At 55.6% G+C, this 18,577-nt stretch carries 19 protein-coding genes; 9 read left to right on the top strand and 10 right to left on the bottom strand.

Going from position 1 to position 18,577, the window contains the following annotated elements; all coding sequences use genetic code 11:
- Nucleotides 1-507: 507 nt before the first annotated feature.
- The 4 genes from dnaA (at nucleotide 508) to gyrB (ending at nucleotide 6,799) form a co-directional block, all read left to right on the top strand.
- Complete coding sequence (gene dnaA / locus Z947_RS0104105) at nucleotides 508-1,875, top strand: chromosomal replication initiator protein DnaA (protein WP_025043047.1); 1,368 nt, start codon at nucleotides 508-510, stop codon at nucleotides 1,873-1,875.
- 140 nt (nucleotides 1,876-2,015) lie between these two features.
- The gene (dnaN, locus tag Z947_RS0104100) at nucleotides 2,016-3,134 is read left to right on the top strand and encodes a DNA polymerase III subunit beta (protein ID WP_025043046.1); all 1,119 of its coding nucleotides are present in this window, start codon (nucleotides 2,016-2,018) and stop codon (nucleotides 3,132-3,134) included.
- A gap of 59 nt (nucleotides 3,135-3,193) precedes the next feature.
- Nucleotides 3,194-4,288 (top strand): DNA replication/repair protein RecF, encoded by a 1,095-nt coding sequence (gene recF, locus Z947_RS0104095; protein WP_025043045.1) that lies wholly within the window; start codon nucleotides 3,194-3,196, stop codon nucleotides 4,286-4,288.
- A 96-nt stretch (nucleotides 4,289-4,384) separates the two neighbouring features.
- Nucleotides 4,385-6,799 (top strand): DNA topoisomerase (ATP-hydrolyzing) subunit B, encoded by a 2,415-nt coding sequence (gene gyrB / locus Z947_RS0104090; protein ID WP_025043044.1) that lies wholly within the window; start codon nucleotides 4,385-4,387, stop codon nucleotides 6,797-6,799.
- 252 nt (nucleotides 6,800-7,051) lie between these two features.
- Here the strand turns inward: gyrB and Z947_RS0104085 are convergent, their stop codons facing one another.
- The 9 genes from Z947_RS0104085 to Z947_RS0104045 form a co-directional block, all read right to left on the bottom strand.
- The gene (locus Z947_RS0104085) at nucleotides 7,052-8,761 is read right to left on the bottom strand and encodes a SulP family inorganic anion transporter (RefSeq protein WP_025043043.1); all 1,710 of its coding nucleotides are present in this window, start codon (nucleotides 8,759-8,761) and stop codon (nucleotides 7,052-7,054) included.
- A gap of 54 nt (nucleotides 8,762-8,815) precedes the next feature.
- A complete protein-coding gene (locus Z947_RS0104080; RefSeq protein ID WP_025043042.1) occupies nucleotides 8,816-10,489 on the bottom strand; it encodes a bifunctional protein tyrosine phosphatase family protein/NAD(P)/FAD-dependent oxidoreductase in 1,674 nt (557 codons plus the stop codon).
- Between the two features lie 61 nt (nucleotides 10,490-10,550).
- Nucleotides 10,551-11,036, bottom strand: a complete 486-nt coding sequence (locus Z947_RS0104075) for a bacterioferritin (RefSeq protein WP_025043041.1) — start codon at nucleotides 11,034-11,036, stop codon at nucleotides 10,551-10,553.
- A 38-nt stretch (nucleotides 11,037-11,074) separates the two neighbouring features.
- Nucleotides 11,075-11,959: an MBL fold metallo-hydrolase gene (locus Z947_RS0104070; protein ID WP_037938684.1), complete on the bottom strand. Its 885-nt coding sequence runs from the start codon at nucleotides 11,957-11,959 to the stop codon at nucleotides 11,075-11,077.
- An 18-nt stretch (nucleotides 11,960-11,977) separates the two neighbouring features.
- Nucleotides 11,978-12,409 (bottom strand): DUF6691 family protein, encoded by a 432-nt coding sequence (locus Z947_RS0104065; protein ID WP_025043039.1) that lies wholly within the window; start codon nucleotides 12,407-12,409, stop codon nucleotides 11,978-11,980.
- A 3-nt stretch (nucleotides 12,410-12,412) separates the two neighbouring features.
- Nucleotides 12,413-12,847, bottom strand: coding sequence for a YeeE/YedE family protein (locus Z947_RS0104060; protein ID WP_025043038.1), 435 nt, complete (start codon nucleotides 12,845-12,847; stop codon nucleotides 12,413-12,415).
- Nucleotides 12,847-13,059 carry a YgaP family membrane protein gene (locus tag Z947_RS0104055; protein WP_025043037.1) on the bottom strand — a complete coding sequence of 71 codons (213 nt, stop codon included), beginning with the start codon at nucleotides 13,057-13,059 and terminating at the stop codon, nucleotides 12,847-12,849. The genes Z947_RS0104060 and Z947_RS0104055 overlap by 1 nt, the downstream gene beginning before the upstream one ends.
- A gap of 86 nt (nucleotides 13,060-13,145) precedes the next feature.
- Entirely contained in the window at nucleotides 13,146-13,817 is a 672-nt protein-coding gene (locus Z947_RS0104050) for a Crp/Fnr family transcriptional regulator (RefSeq protein WP_025043036.1), read from the bottom strand.
- Nucleotides 13,814-14,278: an RrF2 family transcriptional regulator gene (locus Z947_RS0104045; protein ID WP_025043035.1), complete on the bottom strand. Its 465-nt coding sequence runs from the start codon at nucleotides 14,276-14,278 to the stop codon at nucleotides 13,814-13,816. The genes Z947_RS0104050 and Z947_RS0104045 overlap by 4 nt, the downstream gene beginning before the upstream one ends.
- 107 nt (nucleotides 14,279-14,385) lie before the next feature.
- Here Z947_RS0104045 and Z947_RS0104040 point away from each other — a divergent pair, with 107 nt between their 5' ends.
- Genes Z947_RS0104040 through Z947_RS21780 form a run of 5 tightly spaced genes read left to right on the top strand, consistent with a single transcriptional unit; the run spans nucleotide 14,386 to nucleotide 18,023 of the window.
- Nucleotides 14,386-15,012, top strand: a complete 627-nt coding sequence (locus Z947_RS0104040; protein WP_025043034.1) for a peroxiredoxin — start codon at nucleotides 14,386-14,388, stop codon at nucleotides 15,010-15,012.
- Nucleotides 15,013-15,026: 14 nt separating this feature from the next.
- A complete protein-coding gene (locus Z947_RS0104035; protein WP_025043033.1) occupies nucleotides 15,027-15,467 on the top strand; it encodes a calcium-binding protein in 441 nt (146 codons plus the stop codon).
- Nucleotides 15,468-15,491: 24 nt separating this feature from the next.
- On the top strand, nucleotides 15,492-16,901 hold the full coding sequence (locus Z947_RS0104030; protein WP_025043032.1) for a cytochrome ubiquinol oxidase subunit I: 1,410 nt from the start codon (nucleotides 15,492-15,494) through the stop codon (nucleotides 16,899-16,901).
- A gap of 10 nt (nucleotides 16,902-16,911) precedes the next feature.
- Complete coding sequence (gene cydB / locus Z947_RS0104025) at nucleotides 16,912-17,913, top strand: cytochrome d ubiquinol oxidase subunit II (protein WP_025043031.1); 1,002 nt, start codon at nucleotides 16,912-16,914, stop codon at nucleotides 17,911-17,913.
- Nucleotides 17,913-18,023 (top strand): DUF2474 family protein, encoded by a 111-nt coding sequence (locus tag Z947_RS21780; protein ID WP_081781113.1) that lies wholly within the window; start codon nucleotides 17,913-17,915, stop codon nucleotides 18,021-18,023. Before cydB ends, Z947_RS21780 begins: the two co-directional genes overlap by 1 nt.
- Before the next feature lie 99 nt (nucleotides 18,024-18,122).
- Here the strand turns inward: Z947_RS21780 and Z947_RS0104015 are convergent, their stop codons facing one another.
- Nucleotides 18,123-18,428 (bottom strand): hypothetical protein, encoded by a 306-nt coding sequence (locus tag Z947_RS0104015; protein WP_025043030.1) that lies wholly within the window; start codon nucleotides 18,426-18,428, stop codon nucleotides 18,123-18,125.
- Nucleotides 18,429-18,577 lie beyond the last annotated feature (149 nt).

Genomic DNA, 18,577 nt, shown 5'->3' with positions numbered 1-18,577 from the left:
TTCCCTGAGGATCAGCTAATCGATTGATAAAAAAGGCGTCGGCTTCCGGCGCCTTTTTCTTTGGAAAACTTGTCTCAAAAAATGACGAGAGATTCTTTTCAGCAATTCCCGAGTCAAGTTTGAAGATGTGTTGAAGCGCACCCTGAACAATTGCTACCACAATAAGGCGATTCACGTCGCAGGGGGACAGGCTTTGGATTACGGGTGCAGATTGCCACGCACCATAAAAGCCCAAAGATCAGAACAGACCATCAGGTCTAGATAGACAAATTGCGGATATGTTAACGCGTATCTGCCCTGTCACATGAGAATGGAAGCGGACGGTTTCGTCTGACGGATGACACTTAGAGAGGTGTCAGCATGTTGGCGGATCGGTTTGTAGTGTGTCTACCGGACGCAAGTCGGTTGCTTGGTTGCAGCCGGAACGGTTTTTGCGTGCCGGTCGGTGGGTAGTTGGTAGTTTGCCGGAGTTTCCGGTGTTGGGGATACAGGGACAGAATGTACAAGATGACGCAGGAACAGTGGAGCAATATCAGGCAGCGCCTGTTGAAGACCGTAGGACAAAATAACTTCACGACATGGATCGCGCCGATGGTTCCGGGCGAGATCAACGATGGCATCATCACCCTGAACGTGCCGACCAATTTCTTTGGTAATTACGTCAGCCAGAATTTTTCGGATCTGATTCTGCACGAAACCAACGCAGAAGGCCTTGATGTCTCGCGTTTGAATTTCGCGCTGGCCGCCAAACCGGCTGCAAATTCGGAAACTGCCCCCGAACAGGCCAAACACACCACGGCGGCCACCAAACCGCCTGCCGTCCCGCCCAGCGTTACGTCGACTGCCCCGCTTGATCCGCGTTTCAGCTTTGACAACTTTGTTGTAGGTAAACCGAACGAACTGGCCCATGCCGCCGCGCGCCGCGTTGCCGAAGGCGGGCCGGTCACTTTCAATCCGCTGTTCCTTTATGGCGGCGTCGGCCTTGGTAAAACCCACCTGATGCACGCGATTGCCCGCGAATTGCAGCAGCGTCAGCCAGAAATGTCCGTCCTATATTTGTCGGCTGAACAGTTCATGTACCGTTTCGTTCAGGCCCTGCGAGATCGCAAAATGATGGACTTCAAAGAGCTGTTTCGCTCTGTCGACGTCCTGATGGTTGATGACGTACAATTCATCGCCGGCAAGGACAGCACGCAGGAAGAGTTCTTTCACACCTTCAACGCGCTGGTCGATCAGAACAAACAGATCATCATTTCGGCGGACCGTGCGCCCACGGACATCAAAGACCTTGAAGAACGCGTGCAATCGCGTCTGCAATGCGGGTTGGTTGTTGATTTGCACCCTACGGACTACGAATTGCGTCTCGGGATTTTGCAAAGCAAGCTGGAAGTGCAGCAAAAAACCTATCCCGGCCTTGATGTTGAAAACGGGGTGCTAGAGTTTCTTGCCCACCGGATCACTTCGAACGTGCGTGTCCTTGAGGGGGCGTTGACACGTCTCTTTGCCTTTGCCTCGTTGGTTGGCCGCGAGATCAACATGGAATTGACGCAGGACTGTCTGGCAGATGTACTGCGCTCAAGCGAGCGCAAGATCACCGTCGAGGAAATCCAGCGTAAGGTTTCAGAACATTACAACATCCGCCTTAGCGATATGATCGGCCCCAAGCGTCTGCGCAGCTATGCCCGTCCGCGTCAGGTCGCGATGTACCTGTCCAAGCAGTTGACCAGCCGGTCCTTGCCCGAAATCGGACGGCGTTTTGGCGGGCGGGACCACACCACAGTGATGCATGGCGTGCGCCGGATTGAAGAGCTAAAGCAATCCGACAGCCAGATCGCAGAAGACCTTGAATTGCTTGGTCGCGCGCTCAAGTCGTAAGCAGCATTGCAACGGCTTTATTGATTTAGCGAGGGGCCTTGTGGCCCCTCTTGCAATTGCACCCACAAAAGCCCAAAAGTCTTGCGAAAGACGGGGAACCGGGTAGTCTGCCTTTCCCGGCAGTCATTGGGAGACGGCACATGAAATTCAGCATCGAACGCGCGGCACTGCTTAAGGCCGTAAGCCAGGCCCAGTCTGTTGTGGAACGGCGCAATACCATTCCAATTCTCGCCAACGTCCTGATCGAGGCCGAAGGCAGCGATGTGTCGTTTCGCGCCACCGATCTGGATATCGAAGTGGTCGACAAGGTAGGCGCGCAAGTCGAGCGGGCTGGTGCAACCACGGTGTCTGCGACCCTGCTGCACGAGATTGTGCGTAAGCTGCCGGACGGTGCGTTGATCAACCTGACAGCTGATAGTGCCGCGGGCCGCATGACGGTAGAAGCCGGGCGTTCCAACTTTTCGCTTGCCACCTTGCCGCGCGAAGATTTTCCCGTGATGGCAACGTCCGAATATGCCTCGAACTTCAGTGTTGCTGCCCCTGTGCTGCGCCGCCTGTTCGATAAATCCAAATTCGCCATCTCAACTGAAGAAACGCGGTATTACCTGAATGGCGTTTATATGCATGTTTCGGATGCCGATGGGGGCAAGGTGCTGCGCTGTGTGGCGACGGATGGTCACCGCCTCGCGCGCATTGACGCGGAACTGCCAGAAGGCGCATCGGACATGCCCGGCGTGATTGTACCGCGCAAAACAGTGGGCGAGTTGCGCAAGCTGCTGGATGACGACGACATGAAAATCGCGGTCTCTGTCTCAGAAACCAAAGTGCGATTTGCCACGCCCGAAATCACACTGACGTCCAAGGTCATCGATGGCACCTTCCCCGATTATACCCGCGTGATCCCACAGGGGAACACACGCAAGATGGAAGTCGACGCCTCAGATTTTGCCAAAGCGGTGGACCGCGTTGCGACTGTAAGCTCGGAGCGTTCGCGCGCCGTAAAACTGCAGCTCGACGAGGATCGTCTGGTGCTTTCCGTCAATGCGCCTGACAGCGGTGCCGCCGAGGAAGAACTGGTTGTAGCTTACGGCGACGAACGGCTAGAAATCGGGTTCAACGCGAAATATCTGCTTGAGATTGCCAGTCAGGTGGATCGAGAAAACGCTGTTTTCCTGTTCAACTCCTCGGGTGATCCGACCTTGATGCGCGAAGGCAATGATATGTCGGCCGTCTATGTCGTCATGCCGATGCGTGTATAAGGGGCGCGGAAGCTTTCAAAGTTTCCGGACGTTTTCTTTGAAAGAAAACGGACCTGCCGATGGGTAGCCTGCATCTCTCTCAACTGACGCTGTCGCATTTCCGCTCGCACAAACGCGCTGTGGTTGATTGCGACGCGCGACCTGTCGCCATTTACGGGCCCAACGGCGCGGGTAAAACCAACATCCTCGAAGCGGTTTCCCTGCTGTCTCCCGGACGCGGGCTGCGCCGCTCCAGCGCCGAAGACATGACGCGCCGCCCTGAAGCTTTGGGGTGGAAGGTCACTGGTGTACTGCATTCGCAAAAACAGGTTCACGAACTTGAAATCTGGTCCGAAGCCGGTGCCGCGCGTCAGACCCGCATTGATGGCAAAGCGGCCCCTCAAACCGCGCTTGGGCGGATCGGACGGGTCTTGTGGCTGATCCCCGCGATGGATCGCTTGTGGATTGAAGGCGCGGAAGGCCGGCGGCGGTTTCTGGACCGGATGACGCTTAGTTTTCTGCCCGATCACGCCGAACATGCGCTTAGCTATGAAAAGGCCATGCGCGAACGCAACAGGCTGCTTAAGGATATGGTGCGCGAACCTTCGTGGTACAGCGCGCTGGAACTGCGCATGGCCGAAGCGGGCACCGCCCTGCACGCCGGTCGCCTGAAGGCGCTTGAGGCGATAGAGGCTGCGCAAGAGCAGGCCGAGACCGCCTTTCCCACTGCAACCCTTGCCTTGCAGTGCGACATGCCCGCCGCCGCACAGGATTTTCGCGATGCACTGGCCGACAATCGCGCGCGGGACTTGACAGCAGGACGGACATTGATCGGGCCACATCGGGCGGATCTATACGGGGTGTATGCGGCCAAAGATGTCCCCGCCAAGGATTGCTCCACCGGGGAGCAAAAGGCGTTGTTGGTGTCCCTGATCCTTGCCAATGCCCGTGCGCTTGCCGCAGACATCGGTGCGCCACCACTTTTGCTATTGGACGAGGTGGCCGCACATCTTGACGCAACCCGTCAGGCCGCGCTTTATGACGAGATTTGCGCGCTTGGCGCACAGGCGTGGATGACCGGCACAGGCCCCGAAATGTTCACCGCTTTGGCGGATCGTGCCCAGGTTCTGGAGGTAACGGAAGAGGCCGGAGCATCGGTTGTCAAACGGGTCTGATCCTTCCACAGGGTCACCCACAAAATATTGTGCCATTTGCGTGACAATCCCTTGGGAAACCACTATAAATCGGGCAACAAAAAGAGGTTTTTCCGCATGTCCGAACAAGAGAAAGCGCCAGAAGAGTACGGTGCCGATTCTATCAAGGTTCTCAAAGGGTTGGAGGCCGTTCGTAAGCGCCCTGGCATGTATATCGGGGACACCGACGACGGCTCCGGTTTACACCACATGGTCTATGAGGTCGTGGACAACGGCATTGACGAGGCATTGGCCGGTCATGCGGACGCCGTGAACGTCACAATCCACGACGATCTCTCTGTTTCGGTCAGCGATAACGGGCGCGGTATTCCGGTCGGCATCCACGAAGAAGAAGGCGTTTCCGCCGCCGAAGTCATCATGACGCAGCTGCATGCGGGCGGCAAATTCGACAGCAATTCCTATAAGGTTTCCGGCGGTCTGCACGGCGTGGGCGTATCGGTTGTTAATGCCCTATCCGACTGGCTGGAGCTGCGCATCTGGCGCGACGGCAAGGAGCACGTGGCACGGTTCGAAGGCGGCTTTACCACAGAGCACCTTAAGGTCGTCGGCCCGACGGACCGCAAGGGCACCGAAGTGCGTTTTATGGCATCGACAGACACGTTTTCGAACCTCGAATATTCCTTCGAAACGCTGGAAAAACGTCTGCGTGAACTGGCGTTTCTGAACTCCGGTGTGCGCATCATTCTGACTGACGAACGCCCTGCCGAACCCCTGCGCACCGAATTATTTTACGAAGGTGGCGTAAAGGAATTTGTGAAATATCTTGATCGTAACAAAACCTCGGTCATGCCTGAACCGATCTTTGTGACTGGCGAACGCGATGACATCGGTGTCGAGGTAGCGATGTGGTGGAACGACAGCTATCACGAAAATGTCCTGCCCTTTACCAACAACATCCCACAGCGCGATGGCGGCACCCATATGGCGGGTTTTCGCGGCGCGCTGACGCGGACCATCAACAATTATGCGCAATCCTCCGGCATCGCCAAAAAGGAAAAGGTCACCTTTACCGGTGATGATGCCCGCGAGGGTCTGACCTGTGTGCTCAGCGTCAAAGTGCCGGATCCCAAGTTCAGCTCGCAAACCAAGGACAAATTGGTATCCTCCGAAGTTCGCCCCGCCGTTGAGGGTCTGGTCAACGAAAAGCTGGCCGAGTGGTTCGAAGAGAACCCGAATGAGGCCCGTGTGGTTGTCAGCAAGATCATCGAGGCCGCCCATGCCCGCGAGGCGGCCCGCAAAGCGCGTGATCTCACGCGGCGCAAGACCGCGATGGATGTGAATTTCCTTGCGGGCAAGCTCAAGGATTGCTCCGAAAAAGACCCGTCAAAGACCGAAGTCTTTCTGGTGGAGGGGGACTCCGCCGGTGGTTCTGCGCAAACGGGTCGTGACCGTCAGACACAGGCGATCCTGCCTCTCAAAGGTAAGATCCTTAACGTTGAACGCGCGCGGTTCGACCGGATGCTCGGCTCACAAGAGATCGGCAACCTTGTGATGGCGCTTGGCACCGGCATCGGGCGCGACGAATTCAACATCGACAAACTGCGCTACCACAAGATCGTCATCATGACAGACGCGGACGTCGACGGGGCGCATATCCGCACCTTGCTGCTGACCTTCTTCTTCCGGCAGATGCCACAGCTGATCGAACAGGGGTATCTCTATATCGCCCAGCCGCCGCTTTACAAAGTGTCGCGCGGGAAATCGGAAGTGTACCTGAAAGATCAGGCAGAAATGGACGATTATCTGATCACCCAAGGCACTGATGGCGCCATGCTGCGCCAGGGCAATGGCGAGGAAATCACAGGTGCCGATCTGGCACGGGTGGTCGACAACGCACGCCAGCTCCGCCGTGTTTTAGAAGCATTTCCAACACATTACCCGCGCCACATTCTGGAACAGGCCGCCATCGCCGGTGCCTTTGTCCCCGGTGCGGTCGAGGCCGATTTGCAAGGTGTCGCAGACAAGGTTGCCAAGCGCCTGAACCTTATCGCGCTTGAGTATGAACAGGGTTGGCAGGGCCGCATCACGCAGGATCACGGCATCAAACTGGCCCGCATCCTGCGCGGCGTCGAAGAGGTGCGCACCCTTGACGGCAAAATGCTGCGTTCGGGCGAGGCCCGCAAATCCGGCAGCTTTACCGAGCACTTGCAAGACGTCTATGAACTGCCCGCGACGCTGGTGCGCAAGGATCGGACACAGGTGATCAACGGCCCAATGGACCTGTTGGAAGCCATCCTCGCCGAAGGTGAAAAAGGTCTTTCCTTGCAGCGCTACAAAGGTTTGGGCGAAATGAACCCTGACCAGCTTTGGGAAACCACGCTCGACCCGGATGCCCGCACGTTGTTGCAGGTAAAGGTCGAAGATATGGCAGAGGCCGATGATCTGTTCACCAAATTGATGGGCGACGTGGTGGAACCCCGCCGCGAGTTCATCCAGCAGAATGCGTTGAACGTCGAAAATCTGGATTTCTAGGCACGTGTAGGGAAGCGGATAAGTTTGCGTGGCGCGCATAAGTTTGCGAGTCACGCGCCCTCGAAATCTGAGAACCCCATTTACGAACGACCTGCGCCCCGAGGCATCCGCTGCGGTGTTCATCTGCGCGCAACCCACTGCGGGTTGCCATCAATGGCCCAAAGACGTTCGAATTTTGAAACGAACCTGTCCCAAGCAGATGGCCGTGTTGCGAAAATCGTTTTTCGCGCACAACTGTTTCCTATTGATACCCTAGGTGACCTTCTCATTGAGGAAACTGGCAGCCTCAAACTGCGAAAGGAACACTTGTCCGCTTAACTCGGACAAAAAATGTGCTTTCTTCAGCCGATCCATGACAGGGCCTTTCACTTCGGATAGATGCAAAAAGACGTGCATCTCGCGCAGGCGCTCGTTGATTGCCTCTAATGACTCCAAGGCGCTGAGATCAATTTCATTGATCGCCGCGCATTGCAGGATGACGTGGCGGATTGCCTTGTCCCCCGCCACTCTTGCCTGAATTTTATCTTCAAGAAAGCGGGCATTGGCGAAGTAAAGGCTCTCGTCCACGCGCAGGGTCACGACATTAGGTGCCGTGATGACCTCATGACGCAAAATGTTGCGGAAGTGTTCGGTCCCCGGCACCTGTCCAACTTCGGCGATATGGGGTTTCGATGATTTATAAAGATGCAACAGCAGCGACAGGCCGACACCTGCGGATACGCCCGCGTCAACGCCGATGCCAAGTGTGATTACGATGGTGGCCAAGACGGCGGCGAAATCTGCTTTGGAATAGCTCCAACTTCTCTTTAGGATCGAAAAGTCCACAAGGCTGAGAACCGCGACGATTATTGTTGCGGCCAGCGTTGCCTTGGGGAGGAAATAGATAAGCGGCGTCAACGCAAGGGCTGCAATTGCAAGGCCGATGGCTGTGAACGCACCGGCTGCGGGGGTTTCGGCGCCTGCATCGAAATTCACGACCGATCGCGAAAATCCACCGGTCACCGGAAAGCCGCCGGTCAAAGATGCACCGATGTTGGCTGCACCAAGTCCGATGAGTTCCTGGTCCGGGTCGATCCGTTGCCGTTTCTTGGCCGCCAGCGTTTGCGCGACGGAGATCGACTCAACGAACCCGATGATCGAGATCAGGAACGCCGGCAGGAGCAACTGCCCGAGAAGATCCGGCGAAAATGAGGGTAAGGTGAACGGCGGCAGGCTTTGGGGGACTGTACCAACGATTTGCACGCCCTTTTCATCAAGGCCGAAAGCCCAGACCGCGAGTGTCGTCGCCACGACAACGAAAACCGGTCCGGTTTTGACCAAGACGCCTGTTGGACCTGCCCCCACGCCAAGGCGGCTCAGAAGTGGCTTTAATCCTTTGCGCACCCAGAACAAGAACCCCGTGGCCAGGACCCCGATCAACGCGGTGATCCAGTCGATCTGTGACAGATGAGTGAATAGCGACCCCACGAGATCCAAAAGGTTGTGCCCATGCGCGTCGATCCCGAAGATATGGCGGAGCTGGCTCGTGGCGATGATGATCCCAGAGGCGGTGATAAAACCGGCGATCACAGGGTGTGACAGGAAGTTCGCGACAAACCCCAATCTAAACAAGCCCATGGACAGCAGTATTATCCCCGACAGACCTGCGAGCGAAAGTGCCGCAACGCCGTAGCCCATTGTGCCTTGCTCAACGATATTGCTGAGCGCCGCAGCCGTCATAAGTGAGACAACAGCCACCGGCCCAACCGCCAGCGCGCGGCTTGTTCCGAAGACGGTGTAAAGCAGGATCGGAACAATCGACGCATAAAGCCCCGCCTCTGCCGGAAGCCCGGCAAGAAGGGCATAGGCCAGCGACTGTGGGATCAGCATGATCGTCACGATCAACGCCGCCATCAGGTCGTTTGAAAGCGCCGCCCGTGAATAGGACCGTCCCCATGAGAGGATGGGAAAGTAATTTGTCATGTGTCTTGTCCAAAATTGGCTGCCCCGCGTATTCGCACAGGGGCAACCGGAGTGTTACTCAGCAGTGATCATTTCAGGCTTTGCCATCCACTCACGACCTTTAAGCATACCTTTCCAATAGATCGGCGGCAGCATCTTTTCCTTGAGGAACCACGCGGCACGGGTAGGCTTTGTTCCGTCGACCAGAAATTTGGGGAAACTGGGAAGCATGGTGCCCCCATAACCAAATTCAGCCAGCACGATCTTGCCCCGCTCGACGGTCAGCGGACAGGACCCGTAACCATTGTATTGCGCGACCGGGGACCCACCGCGCATGTCCGCCAGTATGTTCTCGGCCACAATGGGGGCCTGAATACGTGCTGCGGCTGCAGTCTTGGCATTGGGCGCGTTCATCACATCACCAAGCGACCAAACGTTGTCAAAAGCTTTGTGCCGCAATGTTGCCTGATCCACATCGACCCAACCTGCAGCATCTGCAAGGGCGGATACGCGGATGAAATCCGGCGCGGTCTGCGGCGGACAGACATGCATCATGTCAAAATCCATCTCGACGCGTTCTACAGGTGTGTCGGGCTTGGCGACATCAAACCACGCCTTTTTGGCCGGACCGTCCACCGCCACGAGGTTGTGAAAGAAGTTTAAGCTGGCGTCATATTTCTTCACATATTCCATCAATGCGGGAACGTAATCTTTGACCCCGAACAGGACTCCGCCTGCGTTGTTGAACTGAATGTCGATGTTTTTTAGAACTCCGCGCCGCGCCCAAGCATCGCCTGACAGATACATCGCTTTTTGCGGCGCACCTGCACATTTGATCGGCATGGGCGGTTGGGTAAAGATCGCGCGCCCTTCCTTCATTCCCTCCACCAGCTCCCACGTGTAGGGGGCCAGATCATAGCGATAGTTCGAAGTAACCCCGTTTTGCCCAAGCGTATCAACAAGACCTTCGATCTTGTTCCAATCCAGCTTGAGACCCGGACAGACGATCAAGCGCGTGTATTTCACGACCCGACACCCATCAAGGATTACCGCGTTGTTTTCAGGTTCAAACGCCGCTACCGCCGCCTTGATCCAATGCACCCCCTTGGGAATCAATGACCCCATGGTGCGCGATGTTTCCTGCGGTTCAAAGATACCGCCGCCAACCATGGTCCAGCCGGGCTGATAATAGTGGATGTCAGCGGGATCGATAATCGCGATCTCAAGATCAGGCTTGCGGGATTTCAGGCTGGCCGCCGCAGCGATCCCCCCTGCGCCGGCACCAACAATCACAAGGTCGTATTGCGCGTCGCCAGTGTCAGTGGGGGTTTTGCCGCCATTTACGATGCGCCGCACAACGCCGGCCATGTCGTAACCTGCCGCTTTCGTAGCCGCGAGGATATCGGCAACACTGCGGGTCTTTGCCTGTGACAGAGACCAAAGCGTTGCGGAGCGTGTTCCCGAACGGCAATAGGCCAGCACCGGGCCGGGCAAACCGGTTGAAATTCTGTCAAAGGCGGCCGCATCGTCATCAGAAACCTTGCCTGTCACAATCGGCTGATACGCCGCTTCTATCCCGATCTTTTTGGCTGCGCTTTCGATTTCGGCAAAGGTTGGTTGATCCGCGCCTTCGCCGTCAGGGCGATTACAGATAATCGCACGAAACCCGGCATCCTTTATCGCCTGAATGTCCGCTGTCGTGATTTGCGGGCTTACAGAGAGACCCGCTGTGAGTGTTTTGATGTCCATAACTTCTCCTCCGAACGGTCGATGACGACCCGTCCTGTCAAAGTGGTTTGCCTAAGTACTGCTATTCACCGCTGTCTTCTGAGAAGGACACCTGTTTGGCGCTGTAAGTCTTTTCGCCAAGGCGTTCGATGAGTTCCAGTTGCAGTTCGAGCCACGCTTTATGGCCTTCTTCATCCAGCGCAATCTTTTCAAAGAGGGCCCGTGATCCAACGTCGTCGCTCTCATTGGCCTGCCGCGCGGCTTGGATATAGAACCTGATGGCTTCTTCTTCATCGGCCAGATCGGCGCGAAACATCGCCTCCAGCGTTTCCGCAGGTTTTGGTGGCTTTGCAAAAGCAATGTCAGGCACACCTTTCAAGAATAGAATGCGTTCGATGAAGAGGTCGGAATGACCGATCTCTTCCGCCTGTTCCGCGCGCATTTTTCCGGCAAGGATGTTCAGCCCCCAATCATTCAGAACATGGGCGTGCAACTGATACTGATGCGCTGCGCTCATCTCCATCTGGAGTGCTTTGTTCAAGTTATCGACGGTAAGTGAATTGGACATATTGTTTCCTTTGATCCCGCGTGTTTCCGCTGGCGGACTTACAGTCCGTTTACCGGCACCTTGAGTACCGGATTGCCGTCGTCATCTGTTGGCACCTCACCAGCACGCATATTCACCTGCAAAGACGGGATAATCAGCTTTGGCATGTCTAATTGCGCATCCCGCTCGGTCCGGAATTTAACGAATTCTTCTTTCGTTTTGCCGCCACCCACATGGATGTTGTGGGCCTTCTCTTCACCCACGGAGGTTTCCCATGCGATATCGCGTCCATTGGGACCATAGTCGTGACACATGAAAAGGCGCATGTCGTCCGGCAGCGTCAGCACACGCTGGATGCTGTCATAAAGCTCGCCCGCATCACCACCGGGGAAATCGGCACGCGCTGAACCGCCATCGGGCATAAATAGGGTGTCGCCCGTAAAGGCCGCATTGCCGATCACGTGCACCATGCAGGCAGGTGTGTGACCAGGCGTGTACATGGCAAAGCCCTGCATGTTGCCGATCCGGTAGGTGTCGCCATCCTTGAACAGCGCGTCAAATTGCGATCCGTCGCGTTGAAATTCGGTGCCTTCGTTGAATACCTTGCCGAACGTTTCCTGGACGACCATGATCTTTTCGCCGACACCGATCTTACCGCCAAGCTTTTGCTGGATATAGGGAGCAGCGCTCAGGTGGTCGGCGTGCACGTGTGTCTCGATGATCCATTCCAGCGTGCCGCCCATTTCGGTGACGCGCGCAATCATGGTATCCGCATGGTCATGGGTGATCCGCCCGGCGGCATAGTCGATGTCCATCACGCTATCGATGATTGCGCAGGCATCGGACGTAGGATCTTTCACGATATAACTGATCGTGTTGGTTGCTTCATCAAAGAAGGCTTCGACCTCGGGTTTCACAGTCATATCTACGGGATAGGATGTCATTCTCACTTCCTCCTCAGTTCAATTTGTTGCTGTTGCCGCACCTACCGACGACAAAAGCCGACGCAGGTAAAAACCGACAATCACGGCCGCCACGAAAAGGGCGACTTCCCAGCGGCCCGTGCCCAGTGCCGGGATGGCAGCACCGGGGCAGAAACCGGCGATGCCCCATCCAATGCCAAACAACGCAGAGCCGCCGACAAGCTTCTTGTCGATGGTGCTGTTGGTTGGGATCTGGAAGCGTTCCCCAAACAAGGGGGCGCTGCGTTTCCACGCAAGGCGGTAGCCAACAAATGTGACCACCAGCGCGCCACCCATAACAAAGGCAAGGCTGGGGTCCCAAGTGCCCGCAACGTCAAAGAAGTTGAGGACTTTTGCGGGGTCCATCATGCCCGAAATCGCGATGCCTGTGCCGAAAACCACACCGGTGATAAGTGCAAATATCTGTTTCATAGCCTAGCCTCCAAACACATGGCGGATCAGGAAAACGGTGACGGCACCCGTCAACATAAACGTCGGAACGGCCACCAGCGAGCGCGCCGACAGGCGGGAAAGCCCGCAAACGCCGTGACCGGATGTGCATCCTGACCCCAGGCTTGCGCCAAGTCCGACGATCACGCCGCCAATCACGATCATCGCAGGATTCACCGGAATGGTTAGCGTGGGCATCGACCCCGTAACGACGAAAAGCAACGGTGGAGCCAAAATCATTCCGACAACGAGCGCGGCACGCCAAGACAGTTCATCGCGATTTTCAAAGAAGATGAGGCCCGAAAGGACGCCCGTTGCACCAAAGATGCGGCCAAGTCCCAACATCAACAAGACTGCCGCGAGACCAATCAAGGCCCCGCCGCTAAGCGATTGAATCGGAGTAAAAGCTGTTTCGAACATCACAGGCCACACGTCCGAATGCCAAAGATGCGGTAGAGCGGGCAGAACTTGATCGCCGATGTGCCCAACATCACAAGGCCCACGACAACTGAAATCATTGTAGCGGCTGTCCCGTCGAACATCGCTAGTCCACTGACAAAGGGTACAATCAGAAGAACGATGCCTAACAAGGCGCGGAATATGCGGTCGATAGTACCAACATTTACGGTCATTTTGCAGTCTCCTATAAAAGCTATATTCACAATAGCTCTTTCGGCTGCAAAAGTTTGGTGATCTTATCACCAAACTCCAAAATTATTTACGCGCCATGGTCTGCAAGCTTTTCGAGCTGATCGCGATCGAGAAAGCTGATGCTGCCCCGCGCTTGTTCAATCCAGCCGCGCCGTTGGAATTCTTGGAGCTGGCGCGAGATAACTTCACGCGCGGAACCCAACTCAACGGAGAGCTTTTGATGCGTTGTGTCCACCTTTTCCATCCCGTTCGACAGAGAAATGAGTTTATCCGCAAGCCGCACATCAAGGCGTTGAAACGCCACCTCATCGATCATCTGGAACAAGTCGGTAATGCGTTTGGAAAAAGCTGCAAACACAAAATCACGAAACGGTTTTGACTGCGCAACGAGATCATCAAACACCACGCGTGGAACCGCCGCAGCCGCGACGGCTGTTTCGGCAATACCCTCCGCGGAATAATCTTCGTAGGACAGCAAACAAGCGGTTGTCAGAACGCAGCTTTGTCCCGCTTCAATCCGGTAAAGCACGATCTGATGGCCAGTATCCGACACCTGCTGAACCCGCACAGTCCCGTCCAGAAGAAACAACATGTTCTCCGGAGAGTTACCGGGCCCGAATATCATCGTGCCTTTGGGGACTTTGACAATTTCACTGCGTGACGTGAGCAATTGCCGCGTTGGCAGGTCAAGCCGTGACAATCCCGGGAACCGGTCGACCCATTCGGAGGGGGCATTCATTGTGTCGCCTTTTCAAGCCTTGGTGTTTCGAGCGGGGCAATCCGCTCCATCAACTGGCCCCGATTGGCCGCAATATCTGCAATCGTCAGATCATCCAGCACAGCCATGAACGCCGCCGTGGCCTCCTGCATCTTTTTTGACAGGACGCAGATACCCATTAACGGACAGGTGTTCTTTTCCGGGTTGAAGCACTCAACCACATCCAACGGGCCCTCGGTGATCCGAACAACTTCACCAACGATAATATCTTCTGGGGGGCGGGCAAGCCGGAAGCCGCCGCTGCGGCCACGCACTGTTTCCAGGTATCCGGCTTTGCCCAGTTCATGCACGATCTTCATGATGTGGGGGCGGGACAAGTTATGGATTTTTGCCACATCATCAATCCGCACAAGCTCTGGCGCCTTCAAGGCCGCCAATTGCAAAGAGCGCATCGCGTAGTTGGTGTAACTCGTCAGTTTCATGGCTGCATCCTGTTGTCGCACCAAAAAGATATATTCAAACTATTGCTTTTGTAAAGAGGTCACGCTAGATCGAATTAAAGAACTATTTTAAATATAGGAAATACAGCATGACCCTTAGAATTGGCGATACCGCCCCGGACTTTACCGCAGACACAACAACAGGCCCGATCCGTTTTCATGACTGGATCGGCGATGACTGGGCGTTCTTTTTCAGCCATCCGGCTGACTTCACGCCTGTTTGCACCACAGAAATGGGCCGAACATCACAGCTGTCAGCGCAGTTTTCCAAACGCGGGGTAAAGCCGATCGGCCTGTCCACAGACACCGTGGAAGAACATGTGAAATGGATCGACGACGTGAACGACACGCAGAACACAAACCTGCAATTTCCCATCGTTGCCGATGCCGATCTGACCATCGCCAAGCAGTACGACATGATCCACCCGAGCGAGAGCGAAACCGCCGCAGTGCGCTCGGTCTTCATCATTGATCCCGACAAGAAAATCCGTCTGACAATGACCTACCCCATGAGCGTCGGGCGCAACTTTGACGAGATCTTGCGGGTGATCGACGCTTTGCAGACCGGCGACACATACAAGGTTGCCACACCTGCAGACTGGATGCCGGGGCAAAAGGTCATCATCCCGCCCTCGGTCTCGGATGTGGATGCGAACGCGGCGTTCCCGCAAGGCTTCGATACTCTCCGCCCGTATCTACGCACCGTCAAACTTTAAGAAAGGGCGCTCACATGAAACGCTCACTTCTCGTAGTAACTATGTTTTGTTTTCCCCATGTTTTGCTCGCACAGCAAACGCCCGGCACACATTTTATCGAAAACTGGGATATGGACACCAACGGCTCTGTCACCCTTGAAGAAATCACCGAACGCCGCGGCGACGTATTCTATATGTTTGACCAGGACGAAGACGACCTGCTTAGCGCAGAGGAATACGTTCTTTTCGATGAAACCCGTGCCGCAGATATGGCTGCAAATGCAGGAAATCATGCGCAGGGCAAAGGGGCGGGGCGCATGCAAGAGGGGCTTACACTTGGCTTCAACGATACAAACAAGGACGGTCAGGTGTCGCGAGCAGAGTTTCTGGCCCGCTCTTCCGCATGGTTTGAAGTGATTGACCGAAACGGTGATGCAATTGTCACCGCGGACGATTTCGGGCCACGTAGCAACTAACCGCAGGCCAAAACGGAGCCTCCCATGTTCGATAGTTTCACAGCAGAAACACTGGCACGGATGCAGTTTGCGTTCACCGTTTCCTTCCATATTGTCTTTCCCGCATTTTCCATTGGTCTGGCCAGCTACCTTGCGGTGCTGAACGGCCTTTGGCTGAAAACGCGGAATGAGACCTATTTGACGTTGTTCACCTACTGGAAGAAGATCTTCGCAGTGGCCTTCGGAATGGGGGTCGTTTCTGGCATCGTTATGTCCTATCAATTCGGGACCAACTGGTCGGTTTTTTCAGACAAAACCGGACCGATCCTTGGCCCGCTTATGGCCTATGAGGTTCTGTCGGCCTTTTTTCTGGAGGCAGGTTTTCTTGGCATCATGCTGTTTGGCCGGGAGCGTGTGGGCGACAAGCTGCATATGTTCGCGACTGCTATGGTCGCCTTTGGTACCTTGATGTCCGCGACCTGGATCCTGTCCGTGAATTCCTGGATGCAGACACCTGCGGGTTACGGAATCAACGAACTGGGGCAGTTTGTACCGGAAAACTGGTGGGAAATCGTATTCAATCCGTCATTCCCCTACCGTCTGACGCACATGGTGCTGGCGGCGTACCTTACAACAGCTTTGGTCGTCGGGGGGGTTGGCGGCCTGCACTTGCTGCGCAACCGTGACGACGCACCAGCGCGCCGGATGTTTTCGATGGCGATGTGGATGCTTGTCGTCGTGGCTCCGCTGCAAATTCTTGCCGGAGACATGCACGGCATCAATACTCTTGAACATCAGCCGGCAAAAGTTATGGCAATGGAAGGTCACTACGACAGCCATCCCGACGGTGCGCCGTTGATCCTGTTCGGCATCCCGAATGCCGAAGAACGCCGTATCGATTACTCTATCGAAATCCCGAATCTTTCAAGCCTGATCCTTAAACATCACTGGGACGCGCCGCTGGATGGGCTCGACACCATTCCCGATGATGAAGAACCCCCCGTCGCGATCGTATTCTTTAGCTTCCGCGTTATGGTTGGTCTTGGGTTTGCGATGCTGGGCCTTGGTGCCTGGAGCCTTTGGCGTCGCGTGAAAGGGCGCCTTTATGACGATCGCCTCTTGCAACGTGCCGCGATACTTATGGGACCTATGGGATTTGTGGCTGTGCTTGCAGGCTGGATCACCACCGAAGTAGGCCGCCAACCCTTCACTGTTTACGGTCTGCTGCGTACCTCCGACAGCCTTGCGCCCGTAGCGGCACCGGCGGTTGCAGCCTCCTTGCTGGCATTCATCGTGGTCTACTTTTTCATTTTCGGTGCCGGCACGTTCTATCTGCTGCAGATGATGAACAAACCCGCGGCCACACCGCATCTGGGCTTGCAAGACGGGCCAATCCGCACCGCCGGAACCACACCGGTGGCCCAAACCAATCCTGAATCCATTCCCGGCGAATAGGAGTATTAAGATGTTTGAACTTTCTTTTATTTGGGCCGGGATCATCGCCTTTGCAGTTCTGACCTATGTGATCCTTGACGGCTTTGATCTTGGCGTCGGAATCCTGTTCCCATTTGCTGATGGCGAACGTGAAAAGGCCACCATGATGAACTCCATCGCGCCGATATGGGATGGAAACGAGACATGGCTGGTCATGGGCGGCGGCGGGCTTTTTGCCGTCTTTCCGCTCGCTTATGCCGTCGTCATGCCCGCGCTTTATATGCCGATTATTCTCATGCTGTTGGCGTTGATTTTTCGCGGGGTGGCGTTTGAATACCGTTGGCGAACCGAGCGCTGGAAACCCGTCTGGGATTTCGCGTTTTTTGGTGGCTCCCTCGTTGCGGCCTTTATGCAAGGTATCGCTTTGGGGGCTCTGGTTCAGGGCATTGAGGTCGCCGACCGTTCATACGCTGGTGATTGGTGGGATTGGTTAAGTGCCTTTTCCCTCCTGACCGGTTTTGCGGCTGTGACCGGATATGCGTTGCTCGGTGCCACTTGGTTGATCCTGAAAACCGAAGGCAGCCTGCAACGCCAGATGCAAGGATTTGCATGGTGGCTAGCCGCCGGCACACTTGCGTTTATCGGAATCGTCAGCGTCCTGACACCGTTTCAAGATCCAGTCTATTTTGAGCGCTGGTTCAATCTGCCTGGGTCAATACTAAGCGTTATGATGCCGGTAGCGGTTTTTGCCGCGGCTTGGGCGCTGTTTACCGGGTTGAACGCGGGCAAGGACGGTCAGCCGTTTTTGGCAGCGCTTACGCTTTTCGTTTTATGCTTCATCGGCATCGGGATCAGCTTTTATCCCAACATTGTGCCCCCCAGTCTTACCATCGCGGAGGCCGCAGCCCCGGACGAAAGCCTGTTGTTCGCGCTCGTCGGAACGGTCGTATTGGTGCCGATGATCCTTGCTTACACGGCCTACGCGTATTGGGTGTTCCGTGGGAAAATTAATCCGGAAGAAGGGTACCACTGATGCAATCCGCTACCCTGCGCAAAATCGGATGGTTCATTGCAATCTGGTTGGCAAGCGTCGCGGCCCTCGGGGTTGTCGGTTATGCGATCCGTTTGGCCATCCTCATTTAGAAAGCCGCTTACAACAGGAAAACTTAGCGGCGTTTCTCAATAAACTTGCCGGTACGGTTGGCCTTGCGCCAACTGTACCGGCCGCTAATTCGGCCTGCGCTACGAAAGCAGGTCGTCGACGGCGTTATAAACATCACGGATACTCACCAAGCCGGCGTTTGAATTGGTATGAAGCCGTTTGATCAAAGACAGCTTGATCGCCTTTGACCCACGATCCGTGCCGTTGTCAGGTTTTGTGGTTTTGCGAGCCCTGACGGCCGAATCGACCCCAAGCGGGCTGTCCATTGACCTTTTGGCGTTTTGGTTGCTGGATTGATAAGCCTTGCGGATATTGTGGCGGGAGCGCACATGCGGAACGGCCTCCGAAACGCTCAGCGCGATGGCTTCCGTTCCGCTAAGGTGCATGGAGCATGTCCGAAAAATGCGTGCGTCGGTGTCAGCTGCAGAATGGTCAGGTGTTTTCCGCATTTCTACCACCCAAACCGAACACTGGCGTCGGGCGCAGTTTGCTCCGCAGCGGGATGCGATATGCTGAGGCCGCAAAGATGGCGCTG

It is taken from the genome of Sulfitobacter geojensis, assembly GCF_000622325.1.
In the GTDB taxonomy this organism is placed as follows: Bacteria; Pseudomonadota; Alphaproteobacteria; order Rhodobacterales; family Rhodobacteraceae; genus Sulfitobacter; species Sulfitobacter geojensis.
The sequence above is the reverse complement of the archived record's forward strand: the minus strand, read 5'-3'. Positions and strand labels throughout refer to the sequence as shown.

What these genes read in the sequence shown, in the direction of transcription:
- Z947_RS0104065 (WP_025043039.1), bottom strand. Translation starts at nt 12,409, where the DNA reads ATGAAACAGATATTTGCACTTATCACCGGTGTGGTTTTCGGCACAGGC.
- Z947_RS0104035 (WP_025043033.1), top strand. Translation starts at nt 15,027, where the DNA reads ATGAAACGCTCACTTCTCGTAGTAACTATGTTTTGTTTTCCCCATGTT.
- dnaN (WP_025043046.1), top strand. Translation starts at nt 2,016, where the DNA reads ATGAAATTCAGCATCGAACGCGCGGCACTGCTTAAGGCCGTAAGCCAG.
- Z947_RS0104080 (WP_025043042.1), bottom strand. Translation starts at nt 10,489, where the DNA reads ATGGACATCAAAACACTCACAGCGGGTCTCTCTGTAAGCCCGCAAATC.
- Z947_RS0104050 (WP_025043036.1), bottom strand. Translation starts at nt 13,817, where the DNA reads ATGAATGCCCCCTCCGAATGGGTCGACCGGTTCCCGGGATTGTCACGG.
- dnaA (WP_025043047.1), top strand. Translation starts at nt 508, where the DNA reads ATGACGCAGGAACAGTGGAGCAATATCAGGCAGCGCCTGTTGAAGACC.
- Z947_RS0104055 (WP_025043037.1), bottom strand. Translation starts at nt 13,059, where the DNA reads ATGACCGTAAATGTTGGTACTATCGACCGCATATTCCGCGCCTTGTTA.
- gyrB (WP_025043044.1), top strand. Translation starts at nt 4,385, where the DNA reads ATGTCCGAACAAGAGAAAGCGCCAGAAGAGTACGGTGCCGATTCTATC.
- Z947_RS0104070 (WP_037938684.1), bottom strand. Translation starts at nt 11,959, where the DNA reads ATGACATCCTATCCCGTAGATATGACTGTGAAACCCGAGGTCGAAGCC.
- Z947_RS0104030 (WP_025043032.1), top strand. Translation starts at nt 15,492, where the DNA reads ATGTTCGATAGTTTCACAGCAGAAACACTGGCACGGATGCAGTTTGCG.
- recF (WP_025043045.1), top strand. Translation starts at nt 3,194, where the DNA reads ATGGGTAGCCTGCATCTCTCTCAACTGACGCTGTCGCATTTCCGCTCG.
- Z947_RS0104015 (WP_025043030.1), bottom strand. Translation starts at nt 18,428, where the DNA reads ATGCACCTTAGCGGAACGGAAGCCATCGCGCTGAGCGTTTCGGAGGCC.
- Z947_RS0104075 (WP_025043041.1), bottom strand. Translation starts at nt 11,036, where the DNA reads ATGTCCAATTCACTTACCGTCGATAACTTGAACAAAGCACTCCAGATG.
- Z947_RS21780 (WP_081781113.1), top strand. Translation starts at nt 17,913, where the DNA reads ATGCAATCCGCTACCCTGCGCAAAATCGGATGGTTCATTGCAATCTGG.
- Z947_RS0104085 (WP_025043043.1), bottom strand. Translation starts at nt 8,761, where the DNA reads ATGACAAATTACTTTCCCATCCTCTCATGGGGACGGTCCTATTCACGG.
- Z947_RS0104045 (WP_025043035.1), bottom strand. Translation starts at nt 14,278, where the DNA reads ATGAAACTGACGAGTTACACCAACTACGCGATGCGCTCTTTGCAATTG.
- cydB (WP_025043031.1), top strand. Translation starts at nt 16,912, where the DNA reads ATGTTTGAACTTTCTTTTATTTGGGCCGGGATCATCGCCTTTGCAGTT.
- Z947_RS0104060 (WP_025043038.1), bottom strand. Translation starts at nt 12,847, where the DNA reads ATGTTCGAAACAGCTTTTACTCCGATTCAATCGCTTAGCGGCGGGGCC.
- Z947_RS0104040 (WP_025043034.1), top strand. Translation starts at nt 14,386, where the DNA reads ATGACCCTTAGAATTGGCGATACCGCCCCGGACTTTACCGCAGACACA.